This window comes from Nonomuraea jabiensis (assembly GCF_014204795.1).
Taxonomy (GTDB): Bacteria; Actinomycetota; Actinomycetes; order Streptosporangiales; family Streptosporangiaceae; genus Nonomuraea; species Nonomuraea jabiensis.
In genome coordinates this window covers 2,040,151-2,063,771 of record NZ_JACHMB010000001.1, presented here as the reverse complement: position 1 = coordinate 2,063,771, position 23,621 = coordinate 2,040,151, and the positions used below count along the sequence as shown (strand labels likewise).

The window sequence follows — 23,621 nt, the reverse complement described above, 5'->3', positions numbered from 1 at the left end:
GCCTGTCTCGGGTCGTGTTGATCGGGACGGCACGCTACGACTCCCTTCCCGATCTGGCCTCCGTGGAGGACAACCTGTTGTCCCTCGCCGAAGTCCTGACCGCGAATGAGATCTGGGGGCTTCCTCCCGAGCATGTGGCGATCGTGGCTGATCCGGTGACGAGCGCAGACATGCTGGATCCGGTCGTGCATGCGGCAGACGAAGCCATCGACACCGTAGTCCTCTACTACGCGGGTCACGGGCTGATCGATCACTTGCGTGGAGACCTGCACCTGGCCTTGAGAGGGTCCGATTCTCAGCGCATGTACACCGCCGTAGCATACGCCCACATCAGAGACGCGTTGCTGGGAAGCCGCGCGACCCGCCGCATCGTCATCCTGGACTGCTGCTACAGCGGGCGAGCGTTGGGCACGATGGCCGATCCCGTCACCGCCGCCGTCAACGAGGCCAGCACCGAGGGCACCTACGTTCTGGCCGCAACGGCAGAAAATCAGAAGGCGCTCGCGCCTGTGGGCGAGCCACACACCGCTTTCACCGCCGAACTGCTGCGAATCTTCCAGGACGGGATTGCCGGGCGAGGCCCACTGCTGGACCTGGATACCATCTACAACCACGTCCGCGCGGTTATGCGTGGCAAGGGACGTCCGCTACCGCAAAAGCGCGATCGCAACACCGCGGGGCAACTGACTCTGATCCGGAACAGAGCCTACGCGTCGCACAGCGCGCCCGTTCTTCCCCAGCAATCGTTTCAGGCCACCACGGCACAGCGGAGGGCGGGTCCATCAAGCCCTCCCTCGGCGAGGTCGAGGACCGGACCGGGTGCTTCTCCCGCCACAAGCGTCCAGGGTCTGGAGCTCGAATTCCATACCGCCATGGTCGACATCTACAAGCGCGCCCAAAAGGAGGCAGGATATCCCGCAACCTATTTCCTCAAAATGGTCTCCGAGCGTGGCGGGCTCGCCAGCGCACGAAAACTGCTGAGCGCGCCAAGCGTCTCTGATGGATTCACCGCGCTATGGGAGCGCAACCGTCTCGACCTCAGTGTCGAAGCCGTTGTCCTGCAGAGCAGGTTCGCATCACTGTTCACTGACGACGAGCGAGAACAGGCACGGGCGCGTCTCGAGGAGTACGGCTACGTGCCCCCTGATCCGCCGATGACCGAAGCCGCCACCATGCGATCACAGCTGGTACAGGAGCGCGACTTCAATGCCAGCTATCATGCGGGGGGCCAGCTGGCGGCACAGGTGAGGTGTTCCTGGCACGGCAGGAGGTGCGACGAGGCTGTCGTTGCCAGTGTGCTGGTTCGTGATCGGGGTGGAGAGACCTGGCATGCCGTGTGCCGGCGGGCCCTCGATACGCTCCGTGCCGGCCAAGCTGACTAGGCTGCTGTCTGATCGGGCGGATTCTGATAAGAAGGCGAATGCTCCAGCCGGTTTCCAGGCGGCTATCTCGTAGCTCGGACGGTGAGGACATGGCGTTCAGCGGCTGCCTGAGCACCGAAGATGTCCAGTCATGCTTCGGTACGGAGGCCTGGGGGTAGCAACGGGCATGACAGTTGGGCATGGGATAGCGGAGGTGGCTTCCCCACTTCCGACTGAGTGGCCCAGCAGGATTCGAAGCCGCGGCTCTCGCTGTAGGAGAGCGCGGATTGTAAGGCTGGTTTGCCTCGTTCGACCTGCAGAAGTAAGCTGCCCGGCTCGTCGAGCAGGAAAGACCATCCCGCGCATTCCCCAGCGCAATGCGACTGTGTAATAGGCATTCGGATGGTCATGCTTGCTGCCGTTGCACCGCAAAGCGACGTGTAGTTCATGCTCCGCCTGCGCGTCCGTGCCGCATGACCTCATTGACGATGCGAGTGGCTGCTTCTGATGGTTCTTCGTGCTCCCATATTCGAATGACATGCCACCCTGCCTGTTGCAGGTGCTCGTTGGTGGCTATGTCGCGAGCGACGTTCTTGGCCAGCTTCTCTGACCACCAGGTGTGGGTATGTCCAGTCAGTGGTGTATCTCGATCTTGTTTGATTAGCGGGTGGTCGGGGTCAGACGGCCTTCGAAGGTGATGGCGAAGGCGTTCAGGGCGGCTTTCCAGCGGGTGATCCAGCGCTTGCGGCCCTTGCCGGTCGGATCCAGGCTCATGATCGCCATGTTGACGCACTGGAGCGCTGTGAACAGAGATCGCGGGGCGGATAATCCGGAACAGGGTGCGGGCGAGGTAGCGCTTGAGACAGCGCATGATCTCTCGTTTGGAGAGGCCATCGGCAGTGCGGCGGACCACGTAGTCGCGAGTGCGTTCATCGCAACGCAGCCGGGTAAGGATCACCCGAAACAGGGCTGCGTTGGCCTGCCGGTCACCGCCGCGGTTGAGCCTCCGGCGTCGGCTCTTGCCGGAGGATGCCTCGACGGGGCTGACGCCGCACAACGCCGCGAAGGACGCTTCGTCGCGGAGGCGTCCGGGGTTGTCACCCGCGGCGATGAGGAGGATCGCGGCCGAGTCGGCACCGACCCCGAACTCCTCCAGGAGGTCTGGGGCGACTGCCTTGATGGCATCGGTGATGCACCTTTCAAGATCCCTGACCTCCCCATTGAGGTACTGGATCCGGTGGGCGAGCAGCCTCAGAGTGTGCATCGAGGCCGCCACCGTTCCGGAGTGGTCCTCGGGTCGAAGCTCGGCGCATCGGGCCACGAGCGTGACGTTGGTCAGGCCGGTCAGGGACGCGCGCAGCCACGGCTCAGCGTTGACCAGCAACATCTTCAGCTGATTGATGGCCTGGGTGCGGGACTTGACCGCGGAGTCCTTTGCGACTTTGTAGATCCGCATCTGTTCGACCTGACCGTCGCCGGCCTTGGGAATAGCAGTGGCTCGCCCGGACAGCACAGCCATGGCAGCGGCGTGGGCGTCGGTGGCGTCGCTCTTGCCGCGACTGCGACGCATCTGCCGGTCTGGCCGGTTCACCTCAATGACCGTGACACCTTCGCCCTGCAGATGACGGGTCAGCGCCGCCCCATAGGAACCGGTTCCCTCCACTCCAGCCCGAACTACCTGCCCGAGACTACGGGCCCAGGACGAAAGCTGCTGGTAGCCAGCCTCGCTGGCCGGGAACTCCTGGCTTCCCAGCAAGACACCGACAACTGAGACAACGGCGGCGACGTGGACGTCCTTATGGGTGTCCACCCCCAAGACCGCCTCACCGAGGTCATGGGGGAGCTGACTGGCGGCGTTGGGCTGCGGCATGCTGGAGGCGGTCATGTGACTCCTTGATCGCATCAGGGGTGATGGCCGACGCCGGACGCGGAGCAGCGGTCAGAACTGTGACGGTGCTCTTGTTCGCAGCAAGGCCACTATCGGGACACGCTCGCTCCGCTCCGGCGACAGCAAGCACCGCTTCGAACTCGCAGCCGACAGATCGAACACAAGACACCCGCAGGGCCAGTTAGGGAACGGGTCAGGCAGCGAGCCGAAGCGGCACATCCCCATACTCACAGTTCGGGAAGTGGCCGCGGGCCTTGACCGCCCGCCAGATGCGGGCGTTGACCGACTCGATGGCGTTGGTCGAGCAGATCACCCGGCGGATCTCGGTGTCGAAGTTGAGGAAGGGCACGAACTCGGCCCAGGCGTCCTCCCACAACTTCACGATCGCGGGATACTTACCGCCCCAGACCTCCGCAAACTCCAGGAAGCGCTCGAGCGCGGCCGCCTCGGTGGGCGCGGTGTAGACCGGCTTGAGGGCCTTGGCGATGGCGTCCCAGTGCTGGCGGGCGGCATACCGGAAGCTCGCCCGCAGCAGATGTGGCTGCCAAGAATCAACATGCTGGTTTCCCGGGGTCGGGGTGTTCTTGTGGCGCCTGGATCGAGGTGAGAAGGTCGGCGGCCGTGGCGTAGCGGTGGTCTGCGGGGGTGATCGGGGCGTGATGGGTGTCGAGGACGGGAAAGACGTCGTTGATCGCGTTCCAGAGGGTGCCTTTGCTGATGTCGAAGAGTTCGGCGAGAACGTTGAGGGTGCAGACGCGGCGTTGGTAGAGGATCGTGGCGAGGATCCGATCACCGTCGGTGATCTTCTGGCGGAAGACGCCGCTGCGGGTGCCGGGGCGGCGGTTGCCTCCGCGTTGGCGGTGGCGGCGCTGTTCGATCGCGGCGGCGTAGGGCACGATCAACTTCTCGAGCAGGCTGTCTAACTGGTCGCGGTTCATGCCGGTCAAGTGCGGGGCGGTCAGTGCGAGGAGGGTCGGGTGCGCCGGAGTGTGCGCGGCGGGGTCGGTGCTGGTGGCCCAGGCGCGTAGGTCGTCGGCTCGGGTGAAGTAGCGGACGACGGTCGGGGTGATGCTGATCTTCTTCTCGTCCAGGAGCTGCCGGGTGGCTTTGATCGCCTGGCCGACGGTGACCGGGTTGATCCCGAGCAGGTCACACAGCCTTTTTGCGGGCAGACCTGCCGCAGGTAGATGACGGTGATCAAGACCTCGTCGGAGCCGGAGAGCAGGGCGCGGCTGCGGCCGGTGGTGGCGACCCGTCGGCCGCCGCGCAGCACGAACCGGCGCTGCTCAGCCTGAGCCTCCTGGGCCGGAGCAAGCCGGGCCTGTAGTGCGCTGAGTTCGTCACTGCTCATACCGGTCAGGCGGAGGTTGGCGAGCATGACGAGGGTCTGCGTCCGAGCTGCGGCCCGCTGGTCGGCGCGCGGCGGGGCGGTCGTGCCGCTGGCTGGGGCGATGCTGTAGTTCCAGGCGCCGTGTTTGGTATGCGCGGTGATCGGCAGGGCGTGGAGCTGGTCGCGGCTGATCCCGATCCCGGTCGGATAGGAGCCGGGATCCAGGGCGGCTTCGACCTTCAGCCTGGTCGAGGTCGTGGTGGCCGCGATCGTGTTGAGGACGACCTGGTGGCTGGTCAACGGCCGTCCGCGCCAGTTCATGGTGATGTGGGAGAACAACCGGTGCTCGATCTTGTTCCATTTCGAGGTGCTCGGCGGGAAGTGGCAGACCGTGACCGTCAAGCCGGCCTCGGCGGCGAACGCGGCCAGCTCGGCCTGCCAGAGCCGGTAGCGGTAGCTGTTCGACCCGCCCGCGTCCGCGGTGATCAGCAGCCGGGACGCATCCGGGTAGTCCAGGTGACCGCGCGCCTGCCACTAGCGGCGGATCGAGGCGACCGCGAAGGCCGCGGTGTCGTGGTCGACCCCGACGTTCACCCACCCGGTGTTGGCGGTCATGTCGTAGATCCCATAGGGGACGACTGTCTCGACGTTCGGGCCGGCCCAGAAGCTGTGGTCCTCGACCTGCACCGGGTCACCGCGAGACCGCCATTCCCGCCTGGCCATCGGCAGCAACCCCACCTGCTCCTTCTTCTTCGCATCCACACTGACCACCGGCTCGCCCGCCGCCTGATGGTCCTTGACCTGTGCGTTGATAACGGAACTGCGCATCCCGGTCAGGATGCTGATCGCCCTCCAAGACCTTGGCGGTGCCCTGCAGGCTGAACCCGTTCTCCTTCAACAGCCGACCCACCGTCGGCGCGGTCACCCGATGCCCCTGACGCGTGAGTTCGTCGGCCAGGTGCCGCAGCGACTTCGTCGTCCACCGCAACGGGGACTCCGGGTCACCTCGCTCGTCCGGCTCGACCAGCCCCATCAACGCCGGTAGCAGAAGCCGATCAACCACCTCGGCCCGCAACCGGCCCCCACCCGAGCGCCGGACCCGTCCATCAGGCAGCGGCTCAACCCCGGCCTCGAGTTCGAACACGCCCTTGCGAACGGTGCTCTCGCTGACCCCTGTCACCCGCGCGACCAGCCGAACACCCCCATGCCCCAGCAGCCGGGCCTCGGTCGCCAACGCCAACCGCCGCTGACGCTCGTTCAGATGCGGCAACAACACCGCGAACCGCAACGCGAGCTGATCGCGGACCTCGTCCGGGATGGCCATACCGCCCCATCGAACCGGAAACCACGAGGCACCGTGTTGTTTCCTTACAACTCCGATGCACGACACACGTTTGAACGACCGCTTGGGGCCAGACGCTCTCGATGGCCTGCGGCAGCCCCTTGAGGCCGTCGCAGACACCATCAACGCATCACCGACGCCGCGATTCTTGATCTCGGTCAGCACGTGCAGCCAGAACTTGGCGCCCTCGCCACCGTCGCCGGCCCACAGCCCGAGGATGTCCCGCTCGCCGTCCATGGTGACCGCCATCGCCACGTAGATCGGCCGGTTGGCGACCTGGCCCTCGCGCAGCTTCACGTGGATGGCATCGATGAACAGGACCGGGTAGACGGGGTCGAGCGGCCGATTCCGCCATTCGGCCATGCCCTCCAGCACCTTGTCGGTGATGGTGGAGATGGTCTGCCTGGACACCTCGGCGCCGTACACCTCCGCCAGATGCGCGGAGATCTCGCCGGTCGTGAGCCCCTTGGCGGCCAGCGAGATGACCATCTCATCCACACCGGACAGCCGCCGCTGCCGCTTGCGCACAATCTTCGGCTCGAAGCTGCCGTCCCGATCGCGCGGCACGCTGATCTCCACCGGCCCGACATCGGTGATGACGGTCTTGGACCGGGCGCCGTTGCGGCTGTTGCCTGTCTCGCTACCACCACGTTCGTGCTTGTCGTAGCCGAGATGGTCGGTGATCTCACCTTCCAGAGCGGACTCCAGCACCAGCTTGGTCAGCCTGCCGAGCAGCCCGTTCTCGCCCACCAGTTCCACGCCCTCGGCGCGGGCCTGGGCGACCAGCCGGGCCACCAGCTCCCGATCCGAGTCCTTGGCCTTGCTGGCCTTGGGCTGCTTGCGCGCCACTTCGGCGTCCTCCAGGTCGATCTCCGTCGATGCCTGGATCACACTACTCATCAGGTGTCTTCTCCTTGATCAGGAGTTACACCAGTGACCGTACAGACCCGCCGATGGCAGCATTCACACATACGGAAGGCCGACTTCGCCGCTGGACAGACTGGCAGCCAGCGGACCAAGCCCTCCTACCAACCCGATACCGTTATACCCTCCCCAAATAGCATCACCGAGCGTACGATTGCTCCCCTTCCCAACCTCTGATCCGTAGCGAACGGCAGAAGCGCGGTCAGCGCCTCGGCGCCCAGCTTGGGCGGTGGGCGGCGGGCAAGAAGCATGAGATCGCGTGAGGTGCTGCTGCTGTACAGCAACGCCTGCCGGGCGGTACCGGGTTGTCAAGCGCAGTCGGCCCGGAGCGCAGGGCCGCCAAGGCGCCAGCACCGGAAGCGGCGCGGCAGCATGACCTCCGCTTTAAGACGGACCGACTGCCCTGGTACCGATAATCCGAGCCGAGGCCAGCGGTGGTACCAACCTCCCGCTGCACGCCCGCGGTGGCTGGCGTGTCGTCACCGTTGTCGTCAGCTTTCGATCTGCCTCAACTATGGTCACCCGGTGCCGAGTCCCGACGAAGGAGGGGCTTGGCGTCGATCGCCCGACCACAACCGGCGGGCACCGAAGTACGCGATCGTCACGGCTTCAGCCGCTGCGCGGCTGGGGTGATTGGCGAGGCTTGTTTAGCTCCCGTCGTAGGCCACCTGCAGTCGTGTGGTGCCCTTAGCCGTGTGCAGAAAGGCGTCGCCATGTCCGGCCAGAGCTTCGGCTCCGGTCTCGTCCAGAATGATGCGACTGTCGGTCGCAGTCTTGACCCGCAGGGCGAGTTGGGCGGGGAAATTGGAGCGGATGGTCGTCGAGATGACGTCCGCGCTCGGTCGCTGCGTCGCTGCGATGACGTGGATGCCCGCAGCGCGGGCCTTCTGCGTTAGGCGCTTGAGCAGCGCTTCGATCTGCTTTTTCTCTTCAGGATCGCTGGTGAGGTCGGCGTACTCGTCCAGGACGACGACTATCCATGGCTTTCGGTCTGCTTTGTTGACCTTGGCGTTGTACTCGACGAGTTTGCGTGCGCGGATCGCCTTCATGTCCTTATAGCGCTCGGTCATCTCTTCGACGGTTGCCTTAAGAATTTCGATCGCATCGGCGGCGTCCATACCGATCACGCCATCAAGGTGAGGGTCGTCCTCGAAGTCGACAAGCTCGGTGCCCTTAGGATCAACGAGACGGAGTCGCAGGGCACTCTTGTCGTACCGGATCAAGCCCTTGAGGATCGTGTCCAGGGCAACGGACTTTCCTGATCCGGTCGTGCCGGCCACCAGCAAGTGCGGTGAGTCTGCGGAGGAGAGGTCAATGGTGACCGGGTTGCCCTCGATGTCGGCGCCCAGCGGGGTTATGAGGCTCTCGGGATCAACTGGGCACTGCTGCCACAGCACCTTGGCGTCAACCCCGTACATTTCGCCATCGATCTTGGGGATTTCAAATAGTACGGAGCCGCGGTCGCTGCGGGTGCGGATGCTGAACCCGGAGGGTAGCGCCAGAGCCAGGAAGATCTCGTCTCGCCGGTTGGTCAGTTTGTCAACGGTGACCCCAGGATGGGGGATGAAGCGGAAGATGTAGAAGCCGGGCCCCTCCTGCCACTTGTCGACCTCCGGGGAGGTGACCTCGACCTTGTGGCGGACGAAGACGTCAAGGACCTTGTTGTATCGAAGCCTCAGCTCCTCCTCGGAGAGCCCACTGTGGCGAGCCTTCCGAGGGAAAGGATCCACCTCTGCGGCAGAGTGGCGCGCAACTACCACTCCCGGCGCGTTTGTTGGAGCAGTCGTTCCGACAACCTCGGCAGGTGCCGTCGGTTCTTCCGAGGTAGGCATTCTGGTGGAAATCTCTGTCGAGGTGGTCTGGGCGGCGGGGTCAGAGACCTTCACGGTCCCGCCGAGGTCAACAAGGGGGTCTGCATTGGCGGGGTCCTGATTTGCCCGCAGAGCGCCGATGAGGTTCAGCAGCTCGTGCTTGTTCAGCCTCACCAGGGTGTGCTTGCCGAGGCTTCCGACCATCGGAGCTGGCTGGTCGTCCTCGGCTGAGATAGCCACGGCAACGCCAGTAACCTGACCGAGCTGGACATCCTCGGAGCGTAGGGCGTCAAGGACCTTCGCCTCGATCTGACGGTGGTCGTCGTCGCCGATCACGGTACGAGCTGGAAGGTCTGCAGCCTTTAGGACGTTTCCACTGGTCTGAGCGATCGCGGCGGCAAGCTCGTCCAGCCAGAAGGGACGGTCGTGGCGAACCTCGCCGTCCGAGCGAAAGGCGTCCTCGCATAGGTCGGTGGTGCGGTTGAGTTGTTCCTCGGCCGAGCCGACGTCGAAGGTCTGGCGGAACTTGGACTCGGCGACCAGGATATCCAGGCGAACCATGCCGTCATCCTGGACGGTCAGCAGGAAGCGGCCCAGATCGGCACGAGTCTTGAGTCCCCGGCCGAACCAGCGGTGGTGCTCGTCGAAGCTGATCCAGGTGACCAGGCTCGTGCCCTGCGGAGGGACGGGGAACTGCTGGTCAATAACGAACCGGGTGGCGACCAGGCCGACGACTTCGTTGACCGTGGTGCCGATGCCGAGGGAGCGCAGCACGGCGCCAGGGGCCACATTGCGGCCTACCTCGTAGATCCGCTTAGCGGTGCCTTCGGAGTCCCGCGGAGTAACGACCCCGATCTGCTCCAACCGGCGCCGCAGTCGTTGGACCACAAACTGCTGGCCGGTCTGCGAGCTGACAATAAGGGTGTAGGACTCGTTCTTGCCGACACTGGGCTTGACGAGGATGACGTCAGGACGGTTACGCAGGGCATCAATCTGCTCGCGTCCGATGAAACTGTCGAGGGTGACGACCCAGTGGGCCACGCGGTGTAGGGCGGTGAACAAGCCTTGGTGCTGGTCGAACTGCACCTGCATCTCGAAGTAGTCGATGCCGTCGACGCTCTCTCTGGAGACCGGAGAACGGCGGTCGTAGCGCACGCACAGGGTTGACCAGGACTCAAGTGTCTCGTCGGCGGTCTCGGGCAACAGCGCTCTTACGACGTTCTCGCTGGTTTGCGCCAGATTATGGGAGGCCGGGTGCTTCCAGGAGTTGAAGGAGCCCGACAAGGATTCCTTCTTGGTGCTCTCCTTGATACTGGTCTGGGTGCCGAAGAGCGCCGGGGCCAGGGCGAGGTCAATGGTGTCTTCCAGCCCTGACAGGTCTGCTTCTTGTTCGGGCTCCCATGCTTGCAGGATGAGTTGGACGTCGGGCAGGAAGCTGTCCTCGGACATCTCCGCGCTGGAGAACTGCGGGTCGAAACCCTGGATGATCTCGTGATGGGTTGCTTGGGGAGCCAGCACGACAAGATCGACCTTCAGACGGGGGTTCTTGGCCCGCATTTGCTTTGCCACGCGCATGGGCAGTACGGGGTCGCCGTTGCGATCCAGGAGCAGTAAGCGTAGGCCGTCGAGCTTGTGGGGGTAGGTCGTCAGGTAGTCGGTGATGACGCGAACCATCTCATCGATCGCGGTCTCGTCAACGCTGGAGAGCCAGTCCTTGGACTCATTGCCGCCGTGGCGGACAGGCGCGTACTCCTCGTGTCCGGCCGATTCCCGCATCGGAATGGCAACCGTGCCGCCGGGCCCGACGAGGATCGCAGGTGTCCCATGTGGGGATATACGATCGATGGCGTCGAAGAAGAGGTCCTCGTTCTCCTGGTTGAGGCTCAGCCCTCCCTCCTTGTTCAGGGCCGTCTTGATGCTGTCGGCGGCCTCCGCGTAGTTCTTTGCCAGCCAGCGCAGCTTCAGCGGGTGGGTGGCCAGCATCATCATGCGGTGGTCGGCCAGCCCGACGACATCGGTCAGGACGACGGCCTCGAGATCTGCGTTGGGGGCGTTGTTGGGGACCAGGGCGGTGCGAGCTGCGCGAAGTATGCCTTCCCATTCACGTACGTACTCGTTGATGTTCTCGGCGTCGAGCCCGTCCGAGAACCGCTTGAAGTGCTTCTGTTTGAGGCGCTCCATCTGGCCGGCGAAATGTGATGTGGGGTCGGGCACGGGCTCGTCAACCTGCCAGTGCCTGGGCTCGTTGAACTTCTGAAGGAAGGTGTCGAAGGTCAGATTGCTGGCATGGCCGGGGGGAGGTCTCCAGCCGCGGATGAGGGCCGCCAGAGCGATCTGGCCAGGGATGCCCAGGGGGTCCCAGCGGAAGCGCCGCTGGGCGGCACCGTCCATCTCGACCAGGATGCGCAGCGGGGCCCACTCGATGTTCGGGTCGAACGGCTCGTCTTCCTTCGGCAGGCACGGCATGTTCAGGTCCAGCAGGCACTCCCTGACCTCGAGAGTCAGGCGAAGTCCGGTGGAGTCCTGGACATCTCGCAGGGTGCGTGCGTACAGAAAGGCGAACAGCCAGCGGCTCCACTGTCCGGTTTCCTGGTTGCCTTCAAGCCCGACGACGACAGAGCCTTCCTCTTCGTCGGAAAAATAGGTCAGCTCCCGCAGCAGGGCACGCAGTGGGTCATGGACGAATTGAGAGTCCGGAAAGGCGAGCTTTTCGACTTTGCGGCGACATCGCTTGGACAGCAGGTCGGCTAGCGGTTCGGTTCCTCCGACGGGAGCCTCGTCAAGGAAGCGCTGTGCGGATTCCTGGTCTCCGCGGTCGAGCGCGTCTTCGATCATCATGGCGTCGTACTCGTTGATCCGCTCTGCGGCGGTTCGCTCGATCTCCTGACGGATCTGCTGGCCTAGGCCGATCTTCTTGGACTTCTGCTCGAAGACTTCGAGCCAGAGGGTCAGGTCCTGCTCGCGGCGAAGCTGACGAGGATCCTGTGGGCTAGAGCCACTGCGGTTGAGGTTGAGTACGAGGCTGCGCATGCGCATTTTGGCAGTCTCGGAGTCGGTACCGATGTACTCCAAGGACTCGTTGCTGAACTCGGTGGTGGCAATGCGGTCTATCAGGTCGTCTTCGGTGATCTCCTTGCCGGTGGGCTGTTTGAAGGCACTGACCCAGACGTTCTTCTTGATTCGGGCGGGCAGCGCGGCGGGCTTGATGGAGAGCCCTCGGTCCGGAAAGAGGTCAAGAGCGGGTAGGGCTGCAGAGATCTCGGGGTAGACCGCTTCAGGGGTGTGGACGTGAGTTGCTGCGACTCTCTGCGCGGTTTCGACCAGGAAGGTCGCCCAGCGGTGCAAGGACCGGGGCTCCTCATCGGTGACAGCACGCCAGATCTCCGGCAATAGGGTGGCCATGAGGGCCGGAACGGTACCGATGCCACCGGCTTCCCGCCACGCTTCTGCCATGAACCTTTCGAACCCGTGCTCGCCAGAGGTGTCGTGGTGGTCCCCCAGGATTGCAGCATCGTCAAGGGCGTTCATGGCCGCCAGCCCCTGTGCGTCCGGAGATTCTCCCCACTCGAAGAGCAGCACCGCCGCACCCTGTCCAGAATTTCGCCACTTGGTCAGCTGGTCCTGCGGGTCCAGCAGGTAGTCAACCGGTACGCCTTTGATTGGCTCCGAGGTGCCGACCTTGACGACAACCTGACGGCCCGGCGACTCCGACAGCCTCTGGGCGGTGCGACGGAGCGCTTCGGCCACGGTCGGCCGATCGAATCCGCTGACTCGCAGGACGGCACGGGCTCCACTGATGTCGGTGACCTTGCGGAGCGCTTCGTCGGCGACGAACCGACCGAGCGCTCGGATACTACTGTCGGTCACCGGGGCTCCCCTCGGACCATGCTGGTGGCATCTGAATACTGAGTGAGCAAACCGATAGCGGCCAGCTTTTCCCTGAACGCCTTGCCGTTGTGTTCAAGGAACGATGAGTCGACCTCGTAGGCCAACGGGCTCGCAGCCGCGACCTTGTTCTCTACTACGAGCCCGTACTTCTCGTACAGCAGTTTACAGAACTGGTCGAACTCCATCTCCGTTCCTTGCGGGATGGTGGCGGATACCAGACTCTCGAGCATCGGGGGCTTCATGGTGAAGTGTCGGCGGCCAGCCGTCGCGTTCAGGGCCCCCACAGCAGCTAGGGTCTCGCTGAAGAATGCTCGGGGCGAGGCGACCGCGTTGCCCGCCTCCTTGGTGAATCTCTCGTAGCGGCGCCTCCTGCCCTCGTCGCCCTCGGCTTCGTCGATCATTTCTCGAGCCTGAACGTTGATCGCGTTGACGATGTCGTTACGGAAGCGGGTTAGGTTCTTCTGCGACTCTGTACGCAGCGGAGTCGCCTCGTTGCCGAAGTCCAACAGGATCGACACCTGACCGGTGGCGCCGAGCTTCATGCGTGCGAGATGCAGCTGGTGGCGCGCCAAGCAGTAGGGGACCCAGTGCATGAGGCTCTCGGTGCGCTTGGCTCTGGGGACCGTTGCGATCCGAGTGACGATGTTGCGAGTTCCTCCCCGGAGCAGATCGGGCCACGGGCTGAGATCCTCGTGCAGCGTGATTCCCTTGTCCATGCCCTCCACGGGTGCTTCGTCGTAATCGAAGTCATGCGCGCTGAGGGCTTTGGCAAGGTTGCCCAACGGGGTGCCACTGTCCTGCACGAGGTCGGCCATACCCTTTCGAGTCGCTTCCTTGCGGTCGGGATCAGGGTCGCTGCGTAGGACTTTGTAAGCCCATTCCCCGCCATCGCGGAAGAGGTAACGCTCGATACTCGGAGCATTGATGCCAGGCGCAACCTTGCTGGCTTGCTTGCGCTTCTTATCGCTGTTCTTGGCGGAGGCATCGGATTGCTTGATTCGTCGTTCGACTGCGTCGTAGTGGATGAGCTCACCGACGAACGGATAGATGTGCACGCCGAACCAACCGGGTTGGCTACGACGCCCGGGGATTTCGACCAACAGGGAGGAGAACAGGGCGTGGAGCGTTGCCATCGTCTCGGGGGAATCCAGCTCGACGGCCTTGCTCAGTTCCTCGTCGCCCTCGACAATGTAGGCCCTGGTCGCGATCCGCCGGGCCAGGTCGTGCGAGGTCCTTCTGTAAACCATATCGGCTCCGCCGTCCAGGAGCCCTGCAAACTTCTCCGGGTTTTCCTGATGCGCCAGGTAGACGCCACGGGCGATCGCGAGCATCTCGAGCGGGACGTAGAAGCCGCGGCCCTGCCGTTCGAGATTTACCCCGAAGAGCCGAAGGACGACCTCAGCCTTGGAACGATCAGCCATCAGGCACGCACCGACCTGATCTTATCGCCGACGTCGATCATGAGCTTTCTCATGGTGTTGCCCGCCAATACCTGGATCTCGTCGTCCTTGTTCGACGAGTCGGCCAGCTCTGCCAGGGATCCACTCAGACCGCGGATCTCTGCCTCATGCTGTACCTCGCTGCGCAGGCCAGCGGCCCACCGCGTGAGCAATTCAAAGCGCAACAGGTCCGCTTCCACCGAGACCGCGTCTTGTCCAGCCACGACGGCCGGGATACGGATGTAGATGGCCCGGTTGAGCCACTCGACGGCGTTCTGCATCTCAGGGGCGACGCCCGTCTGGCTTCTCACTTGCCACAGGGTGACCTGGTCAACAACCTCGACACCCTTGCTGGGCACTCGCCGAGAGATCACGGCCGCACGGCCGCGGTGGGTGAAAAAGGCTGGATCTAGTATCAGGAAGTCGGGGTTGCTCCCCGCCCGGTGGATGCCCTGGACGGCCTCCAGTCCCTTGAGAAAGCGGTCTCGTACCCTGGTGTCTGCCGGGTCCCGGTTCTTGTCCTGGACAATGACAAAGTCGTCGCCGGCCAGCAGGCCCATACGGGCGAACCGATCCCTATCGTCGTCGCTGTTGAAGAAGTCAGCTCGCCGCAGGAACGTGTACACGCTTCGCAACTGTTCGGCCTGTTTTTGGGCGTCCCGACTCGTACGGACCTTCTGCAGGTAGCTACCAGCGTCCGCGGGAGGGAAGTCGCCGGCCGTGTCCGGGTCCAACCGGTCGTCGACCTGGCGGCGGGAAACCTTGCCAGGGTCCAGTTTTCGTAATGCGAAGAAGGCAGGCACCAGATGACGCTGTTGCTGGGTCAGCCGGTCACCAAAAAGCGCTTGATGGTACAAGTGGGGAGCTTGCCATAACCTGTTCGAATGTGACCGCTGGTACCTGGCGTGAACGTTCTCGCAGGAAAGGCCACCCGTGAGCATGTAGCTGATCACCGATAGCGCCTGACGGGTCGTAACCACGGCCCCGGTGCGCTCGGCTGCGGCGAACAGGTCCCGGACCGCGGCCCGGCGCTGAGGCCCACGGGTGGGATCGCTGAGCTCGATGCGGTTGGCCAGGATGGGGCAGACTACCCGTGCATCGCAGGTCTCGCAGGACTTCCATCGTGACCATTGAGTTGTCGTCCACTGCTTCAGGACCCACAGGATGAGCCCGCCGTTGGAGCTGTCGGCCGCTACGGACTGGTAGTTGAGGTTGATGACGGTGACTGTGCCATCGGGGTCGCTCACCTGCCCGCAGAGGATGCCCTTCGTGAGGGTCGTCACCAGGATCTTGGCGCGCCCCGTGCCGCCTTTGTCGAGGTTATCGTCTTCAGCGGCGCACTTGCGTAGCTGGCCCTCGTTCGCGCAGATGATCGCGACACCCCCATCCGCAGGGTCGAGCAACTCCACGAGTTTGCGAGCGCCCGCCGGCACGCTGAGCTCGCTGAGATCCTTGAGGATGTAAAGCGGACGTCCGCTACGGGTCTGACCTATGGGGCGGCTGGCATCGCCGGCGTCGGACAACTCGCGGAAAACCGTCTTCCGGATCTCTGGTGTGACTGTCTCGGCATCGACCCGCAGCTCGGCCAGGAGGCTGGCGCACAAACTTGTCTTGCCATGCCCGGCGTCCCCGGTCAGGACGATGGTCTTCATGGTCGGTCGTTCGATGGCATCGAGCAAGTAGGTCAGCGTTACGACGGGGAACAAAGACTGCGTCCAGTCCGCCTGCAGCTCGTAGATCATCTCGGAGGTGTCGGCGTCGAACGGCTGGTAACGACGTATCCGTTGAACGTGTTTGTTGACCTCTAGCGGCATGCTTTTGTCCTTTGTCGACCGAGCCGAGAGCGTTGTGAAATTCTAGCGGTCGGAGCCGCTGTCGGTAGATCAAATTCCCCGGCCGATCGCTGAAGTTCGCCTGGCTCACGCTACGTGACTGTGCCGGAGACCGCGAGGATCATTGATCCTCATGCTTGGTGATGCGGCACTCAATGTTGACTGCGATCGCGCTTAAACGTGAGCGACGTGGGCTTTGATGACCTCTGGGTGACAACAGCGCGCATTGACGGTCGTTGATGAGCTTATTCAGAATGTCCGTGATGTCGGCAGGTGAGGCGTAGAACCGCTGCGATCAGCACGTCAGGTTACATTCAGATATCGGTCTACGCATGCACTCATCCTTGATCGAGTGCGGTGACCGCTCGTTCCGTCAGTCCTGATAGGCAAAGACCGATAGGGGACCACGCATGGATGAGCTATGCCCCTTGCGGGCCAAGCAGAGACCGAAATTTGATGAGGGCGTCGTTCCCCCGCTATTCGTGAACCTTGCGCTGGCTGCGGTGGCTCGCCCTCGGTATCGCCCAGGGCGACCCAGAAGCATGACGTCTTGCTTGACGTTGGTCTCGCAGTTGACTTAGAGACAGCTCTGTCGGCCTCATGCGCTGGGCCAACAACGGGCTCCTCTGGCCATGAACCGTCGGAACAATGTTGCTGGTGAGCTGCAGCCGTTCAATCGAAAACTTTGTTTGCGTCAGTGCCCCAGGCAATTTTCTCCAGCCTAGACAGGTCGGCAGCAGAATTGCTGGAGAGGTTGATTTCCTGCGGCTCGATGACCACCATTTCGACGATCATCCAAACCTGGAAGAGCCACCGCTTGCGGCCGGTATCCGCCAATCCCCTAGCAGGCCTGCTGATTGACTGCCGCGAGGAGGGCGCTCCCCACTGCTTGTGCGATCGCTGGAGGAACAGCATTTCCGATCATCCGACCTATAGGGTTGAACTCCACAGGTTCTCCTGGCTGGACGAACTGGTAATTTTCTGGAAACCCTTGAAGTATCGCCGCTTCCCGCAGGGTAATCGCACGATCTTGCTCCGGATGGCCGAACCTTCCAGTACCGAAATTGTACGACATGGTCGTGATAGTCGGAGACGGCTTGTCCCATTCCATGCGGGCGTAGACGTTCTTGAACGTCGCGCCAGAAGGTCTGGTGTGGCAAGGAGATAGCAGCTCTGTTGGCCAGTCATGCCATGTCCCCCCCGGCCTGGATGCTTTGATTCGCTTCAGGTTCAGGGGGCTTAAGGCTCTTGCCTTATGCATGCTATCAAGGTCATGCGTTGTCCCTTGATGAACTGCCGGGAGGCCGGAAATTGCATCTCTCACCGTCGTGAACTCTTCGGGCTTGCGACTACCTCCAGGGACCCTGATGTGTCCGATACGCGACGCAATGAGAACAAGTCGACGGCGCTCTTGCGGAAGGCCATATTCCGGGCCGTAGCAGCTCTTAAAGGAAACTTCGTAACCAATTTCTTCGAGTGAGTCGGAAAACTCCCTGAAGATCTTGGAGCTCGCGATTCGAGGGACATTTTCCATGGTTACAAGCTCAGGGCGAGACTCTTTGACGAGTCGTGAAAATTCACCAAGGAGCGACCACTGCGGCTCTGAAGACGTATCTATGCCTCGCCTGTATGGCGAGAAGGGCTGGCACGGCGCGCATCCCGCCAAGAGGCGTATTGAACCTGGCTCCCACAGGAGTTCAAGCTGCTCTTTAGAGACCGTTCGGACATCTTGCTCAATGAACGGAGCTTCAATATTTTTCTCGAATGGGTATTTGCATCGAGGATCTATATCAAAACCGGCGACTACGTTCAGCCCGGCCTGCATCAGTCCATGCGACAGCCCGCCCACTCCGCAGAAGAGATCTATCGCTGAGATGCGCCTTGCCATGTCGCCCATACTCTGAACTTAGCGTAGATCACCCCGCCTCGTCGACGGGTGGGGGATAACGACACGAGCTCATCATCGCAGTTCTCCTTGACTGCCAGCGGCAGTACCCTCCTGCCCAGGTCTTGGAGGACGGGAACAGGGATGAACGCGTTGGCTGCCGCAATCTCGGCGTCCCTTACAGCCTCACTCAATGGTCTAGGGCCTGTCTCGAGGTCGGTTATCAGCGTGTCGCTGGTTGCAACGCAGTGAGGTCTCCGGCGTGGGTTCAACGATGAAGAAGAGCCGAAACCGGACACCTCGTGGCCTCCTTCGCGGTGACGCGGCTCAGACCTGAGTGATGGGCAGTGGGCACCTCACTGCCGCCACACCAGCCATGTACAGCATGACGCGTGGCAAGCTCGATGACCGCGAACCTCGCACCGCGATGCACCGCTGGGCCTGCAACACGAAGCAACGCGAGGAGGCACCCGAGGAGGCCGCCACGGCGCGGTGGATCGCGAACAACACCAAGCCTGTCTCGGCGCTCACCTACGATCCCGGGCTCGCCCTCGAACTGCTGGATGCGGCCACGTCACTGCTGGACGGTCGGCGCGTCGCACCCAACACGGTGCGCAAACACCGGATGCTGCCGTATAACGCCCTGGACTACGCAGTTGAGCTCAAGCTGCCACCCGCCAACCCGCTCAAGACGCTGAAGTGGAAGCCGCCGGCAAGCGCCTACGAAGTGGACTGGCGAAGGGTGGTCAACCATGCCCAGGCCAGGCGCTGCTCGCCGCCGTAAAGGCGCAGCGGCCGAGCGGTGAACGCCTCGTCGCGTTCTTCGCGCTGATGCACTACGCCACCCTACGCCTCGAGGAGGCCATCAATCTGCGCCGCGACAACATCGCCCTTCCACCGCTCGTCAAGAATCCGGAGTCCGGCGAGATGGAGGAACCGCCCGCATGCCTGGGGAGACTTCCACCTGCTCAAGGTCGCACCCTACTCCGGACGGGGAATGGACCGACACCGGTACCGCCAAGGAGGAGCGCGCGCTTTAGCACCGTGCCGAGGGGCACAGCCGCACTGTGCCGGTTCCTCCTCCGCTGGTCCGCATCCTGCGGGCACACCTCACGGAGTTTGGGAAGGCCCAGGAGGCCGCGCCTTCTACAGAGTGCAGGGCGTAGAGCTTCCATTCATCACTTACCGGCACGCCTGGCGGGCTGCTCGGCGGACGGCCCTGTCAGCAAAGAAGTTGGCCTCGCCGTTGACCGCCAGGCCGACCTTCGGCACGCCTGCGTCTCGACCTGGCCTAACGCGGGCTTCCAGCTCCCCAGATCGCCGAGTGGGCAGGCCACGGCGTGGACGTGCTGTTGCGCGTCGCGTCCACGCCAAGTGCATCGTCGGCCAAGACGGAGCGGCCAAGCGCCGAATCTCCGATGTCCTGATGTGACCGTCGGGTACGTGGGAGGCCTGGATGCCCGGGCGCCGGCATCGAGGCGAGCACTCTAGCCATGGCTGTGTCGGCCCCCTACTCCGCGTGGGGTGCCAATCGCAGCCGGGTACACGAGACGTGACCGTTGTCGATCTTACCGTTCGCAAGTGGGTAGTGCAGCGGGGGACGGCGTTGAAGATCGTGCTCGATCTGGCTGTCAAGGCCGAAGGACGACAGAAGCGGTAGATCACTGGGCAACTGTGATCTATGTTGGACTGTTCGAGTGTGATTTAATCTAAAATGACAAGGTTAAGGGGGCCTCGAGGTCCGCTGCAATCGTTGGGAATCGTTCGCGATGTAGCAGTATCGTGAGCTGGCACGCTGGGCATGGATAGGGTGCTGGTCGTGCTCGTGGATCACGAGATTGCAGTCCGGTGCCGGAGCCGCGAAGGAAGGTCATGACTGCGTCGGCGGACCATGTCAAGGCTCTCGTTCGAGCCCACGCCGAGGGCGACGAAGACGCCTTCTATAGTGTTGCGCTACAGTTGGCTGCAAAGTCCGCTCGCCAAGGACACAATCGACTGGCTGCTGAGCTGCGAGATCTTGTAGACGAGGCCCGTGCGCAGCCGATTCGCAGATACGAGCCCACACCTGTCGTACAACCTCGCGGCGAATTGGCTGATCTTGTGGCTGCGAGCTTCCCAGATATCCGTCTCGCTGACATGACGCTAGCGAGACACGTCCGGGAACAACTCCGACGTGTGCTGCATGAGCAGCGTCAGCGGGAACGTCTTGAGAACCACGGGTTCGCGCCGATCTACAGGCTGCTGCTGGTTGGACCACCCGGAACCGGTAAGAGCATGAGCGCGGCGATGCTCGCCCAAGAGCTGAGCCTTCCGTTGTTTACTGTCCGCTTGGATGGGCTGATAAGTCGGTTCATGGGGCAGACAGCAGCCAAGCTTCGTTTGGTGTTCGACGCCGCGGCCAAGAGTCGGGCCGTCTACCTTTTCGATGAGTTCGATGCGATCGGCGCTGAACGCCGAGTCGAGGGCGATGTCGGCGAAGCTCGACGCATTCTCAACAGCTTCCTACTCTTCCTAGACGAAGCTAGGCCAGAGAGTCTGGTGGTAGCTGCCACTAATCATGCTGGAATCCTAGACAACGCGCTCTTCCGAAGATTTGACGCGGTCATTACTTATGATGTACCAAGTGCGGAGCAAGCCATCGAGGTACTGCGTCGGAGGCTCGGGTCGATGAACATCAATGAAGTGGACTGGGACGGTCTCGCTAACCAGGTTGGCGGACTCAGCCACGCTGAACTCGTACGTGCTGCTGAGGCCGCCGCGAAGGATGCGATCCTTGCCGGAGGTAATCAACTCTCGTCCGCTGCATTGAGGGCAGCCCTCGACGCTCGTCGTGCCACCCGCAATGGGTGAGCCTATTCCCCCTTCGTCCCGTTACCTTCCGCATTTGCTCGTTCCGGGAGGTGGCGCTGACGTTGGATACAGAGGACGTAGCGTGCCGATTGGTGGGGGCATTCGGCAGATCGGCGACCGCCGAGGGCATGCCTCAAAGCTAAAGGCTGACCTCAATGTGGCGGAAGCAGCGGCCCGCTCGGCTCGTGCTGTTGTGCCAGAAGACGTGAGGGGTGATGGCTTTGTCCTAACGGTTGCTTGTTGGTCCGCTACTCATCATTTGGCGCTGGAGCGACTCGACGCTCACGGTGCCAAGTTGCTCTCGGTTCTGCCCAAGAGCGAGGACCTGCCCGAGCGTGCCCTCGTCTGGTTGCCGTTCAAAGCAGTGGGGAAATTTCTCGAACTGTTTGAGCAGTTCGCCACCGGACTCACCGCAAGTGGAAATCCAAGGAATGCGGCTCTAGTAGCCAACATCGACGAGCTCCGTCTATCGATGCTTCACGAGTTGTGGCAAGAGAGCGAGCCATTTCCAGACCCGGCGGAACGCCGGTGGTGGGAAGTTTGGCTCGTGCAGCTCAAGAAAGGTCAGGATCCTGTTAGGGAACTTCAGCGTATAGCTGAGCAGCTGCGCTGGCAGATTTCCGAAGCGGCCCTGGTATTCCCTTATCGGACCGTAACGTTGGTACATGCCAGCGCGGAGGAGCTCGGGGCCCTACTCACCACGAATGCCATCCCGGGTGAGCTACGCAAGCCCGATTTCGCAGAAGAGCTTTTTGGGCTGGACCGAAATTTTCAAAATGAGCTGATCAGCGATCTAGAGAGCCGGACGGAGCCGGCAGGGCTTGAAGCTCCGGCGGTGTGCGTGTTGGACTGCGGCGTCCAAGCTGAGCATCCCCTCCTGAAGGCATCCTTTGATAATGGCTACACCGTCATTGAGGGGACAACGCCTGCACCGGCGCCGGCTGCTACACACGGCACAGAGATGGCGGGCCTCGCCCTGTACGGCGATCTCGAACAGCCGCTCACTGGGTCTCAGCCTGTGAAGCTATCGCATCGGCTTGAATCAGTGAAAATCCTACGAGGACATCACGATAGCCAGAACGAGCCGGAGCTCTATGGCAAAGTGATGGTGGATGCGACATCCCGAGTGGAAATCGGGCAGACCCGCCCTCGCGTTTACTCCATGGCTGTGACGTCCGGAGATGTCAAGGGTATCGACGGGAGACCGACGTCGTGGTCATCTGCGATAGATGCACTAGCAGCTGGGACAGATGTCGTTCCCGACGCTAAAGGACTCAGACTTCTTGCACAGCCAGACCCTCAGGCGGCCCGGTTATTCTTCGTAAGTGCAGGAAACGTCACAAGAGGTGACTGGCGCCTCGACCATCTCGCGGTCAGCGATACGCGGCAGATAAGTGATCCCGCGCAGGCATGGAACGCTCTTACGGTAGGTGCCTATACCGAGCGCGTACATCCGCCCGCTGACGTGGCATATACGGGTTACGGAGTAGTCGCGCAGTCTGGCGAGCTATCGCCTTTTAGCCGGACATCGGTTATGTGGCCGAAGGGCCGCCCTATCAAGCCGGACATCGTGATGGAGGGTGGCAATCTTCTCGTAACCCCGTCCGGTGACTTTGATCAACACGAGGTTGTCGAGGTTCTTACAGCAAGTGGGAGGCCGTACAGCCTCCTCACCACAGCAAATGCTACAAGTGCGGCGACGTCACAGGCGGCGCGGCTAGGTGCCCTTGCGCTTAGCAAGTACCCGAGCCTCACCCCCGAGGCGGTTCGCGGTTTGCTTGTGCATGCGGCGGAATGGACGTCGGCAATGAAGGCAAACTTTCCGGCTCCTAAGGAGAGTTCACCCAAATCTAAGCGTTATGCTTTGTTGAAGCGCTATGGATGGGGCGTACCTACCGAACAGCGTGTGCTTGCAAGCGCGGCAGGCGATGTGACGATGATCGTTGAAGACGAGTTTAAGCCGTTTGTGAGATCGTCTGGCAGTATATCCATGCGGGCCATGCGCGTTCATACTCTGCCCTGGCCTGCGGATCTACTCCAAGATCTAGAAAATGCTCCAGTGCGGATGCGTGTGACGCTGTCGTACTTTATTGAGCCTAATCCGTCGAACCGGGGATGGCAGGGTAAGTATGCCTATCCTTCACATGGCCTCCGGTTTGACGTTATTCGTCCGACGGAGAGCCTAGCCCAGTTCTATAGAAGGCTTAGCAATGAGGCTGAAGATGAGGAGCGCGGAGTCCGGGCCACATCAACAACGGATGATCGGTGGTTCCTCGGGCGGGCCCGGAACTCCGGTTCCCTCCACGCAGATCTTTGGAATGGCCATGCGATCGATCTCGCACGTTGCGGAGTGATCGCGGTCTATCCCGTCGGCGGTTGGTGGAAGCAAAACAAACGTCGTGATCGCGTGGATGTGCCCGTGAGATATGCCTTGCTTGTCTCCTTGCTCACTGAAGTTGGGGCGGATATCTACACACCGATCGTCAACAAGATTCAGATACCCGTTCAGGTCGAAACATAAGCTGAGACCAGTGAGCGCAGGAATAGATCCAACGATCAGAGACCATGGTGGCCTTTGAGTAGGACTGGTGACCGTCCTTGTTGTAACGGATCCCACCTTGACCACTGGCAAGGCCCGACGAAGGAGGGCCGCGGCAGCCGATCGCCCCAGCCGCCTATGGCGAGGTCCGAAGTCGGCGATCGTCACGGTCTGAGCTTTCCCCGGTTCTAGGGACACTTGCCTTGACGTCACCCTTGATCGTTAGAAACGCGGTCCATCGTGCCCTCGCCGCCCAGCGACGTGAACTTTGCCGCCAGCTCGATCGCCTAACCGGCAAGACTGTCACCCCTGCAATCAGTCGCCTGACCCAACTGCTCGCACGAATCTCACCCGAGATCGCCGGCGGAGGTCGCCGTCGCCGCCGCTGTCACGCAGAGGGGTCCCTGCCTATGTGATGAGACCACAGGTGTGAGGTTCCCAGGTTCCACCCCTGGGAACGGATCATCTGTCTAAGATCGAATCACCTACCCCCTACAGAGTGTGAAAGTTAGGGTGTCATGTCGATCTCGGG

Annotated in this window: 8 protein-coding genes and 4 pseudogenes; 4 read left to right on the top strand and 8 right to left on the bottom strand. The window is 62.4% G+C overall.

The features are described from left to right. Positions 1-14 precede the first annotated feature (14 nt). Entirely contained in the window at positions 15-1,382 is a 1,368-nt protein-coding gene (locus tag HD596_RS08830; RefSeq protein WP_185068791.1) for a caspase family protein, read from the top strand. Between the two features lie 811 nt (positions 1,383-2,193). On the opposite strand, the pseudogene HD596_RS08825 reads toward HD596_RS08830, so the two are convergent. The 8 genes and pseudogenes from HD596_RS08825 to HD596_RS08790 all read right to left on the bottom strand — a co-directional run. Continuing rightward, positions 2,194-3,231 (bottom strand): annotated as a pseudogene (locus HD596_RS08825) (IS110 family RNA-guided transposase); the annotation flags it as partial. 253 nt (positions 3,232-3,484) lie between these two features. Continuing rightward, positions 3,485-3,787 (bottom strand): annotated as a pseudogene (locus tag HD596_RS61480) (transposase); the annotation flags it as partial. Positions 3,788-3,800: 13 nt separating this feature from the next. Then, positions 3,801-5,903, bottom strand: a pseudogene (locus HD596_RS08815) (ISAzo13 family transposase). 55 nt (positions 5,904-5,958) lie between these two features. Further along, positions 5,959-6,821, bottom strand: a pseudogene (locus tag HD596_RS08810) (IS256 family transposase); the annotation flags it as partial. 671 nt (positions 6,822-7,492) lie between these two features. Further along, positions 7,493-12,523 carry an FtsK/SpoIIIE domain-containing protein gene (locus HD596_RS64685; protein ID WP_185068790.1) on the bottom strand — a complete coding sequence of 1,677 codons (5,031 nt, stop codon included), beginning with the start codon at positions 12,521-12,523 and terminating at the stop codon, positions 7,493-7,495. Further along, positions 12,520-13,965 carry a hypothetical protein gene (locus tag HD596_RS08800; RefSeq protein ID WP_185068789.1) on the bottom strand — a complete coding sequence of 482 codons (1,446 nt, stop codon included), beginning with the start codon at positions 13,963-13,965 and terminating at the stop codon, positions 12,520-12,522. Before HD596_RS08800 ends, HD596_RS64685 begins: the two co-directional genes overlap by 4 nt. Continuing rightward, complete coding sequence (locus HD596_RS08795) at positions 13,965-15,797, bottom strand: hypothetical protein (RefSeq protein WP_185068788.1); 1,833 nt, start codon at positions 15,795-15,797, stop codon at positions 13,965-13,967. The genes HD596_RS08800 and HD596_RS08795 overlap by 1 nt, the downstream gene beginning before the upstream one ends. A gap of 859 nt (positions 15,798-16,656) precedes the next feature. Beyond that, complete coding sequence (locus HD596_RS08790) at positions 16,657-17,703, bottom strand: DNA cytosine methyltransferase (RefSeq protein WP_221519237.1); 1,047 nt, start codon at positions 17,701-17,703, stop codon at positions 16,657-16,659. A gap of 382 nt (positions 17,704-18,085) precedes the next feature. On the opposite strand from HD596_RS08790, the gene HD596_RS08785 reads away from it, so the two are divergent. The 3 genes from HD596_RS08785 to HD596_RS08775 all read left to right on the top strand — a co-directional run bounded on the left by HD596_RS08785 (position 18,086) and on the right by HD596_RS08775 (position 23,071). Then, the gene (locus HD596_RS08785) at positions 18,086-18,484 is read left to right on the top strand and encodes a hypothetical protein (RefSeq protein ID WP_185068786.1); all 399 of its coding nucleotides are present in this window, start codon (positions 18,086-18,088) and stop codon (positions 18,482-18,484) included. Positions 18,485-19,572: 1,088 nt separating this feature from the next. Then, positions 19,573-20,550: an AAA family ATPase gene (locus HD596_RS08780; RefSeq protein WP_185068785.1), complete on the top strand. Its 978-nt coding sequence runs from the start codon at positions 19,573-19,575 to the stop codon at positions 20,548-20,550. 295 nt (positions 20,551-20,845) lie between these two features. Then, positions 20,846-23,071 (top strand): S8 family peptidase, encoded by a 2,226-nt coding sequence (locus tag HD596_RS08775; protein WP_185068784.1) that lies wholly within the window; start codon positions 20,846-20,848, stop codon positions 23,069-23,071. Positions 23,072-23,621: the final 550 nt, after the last annotated feature.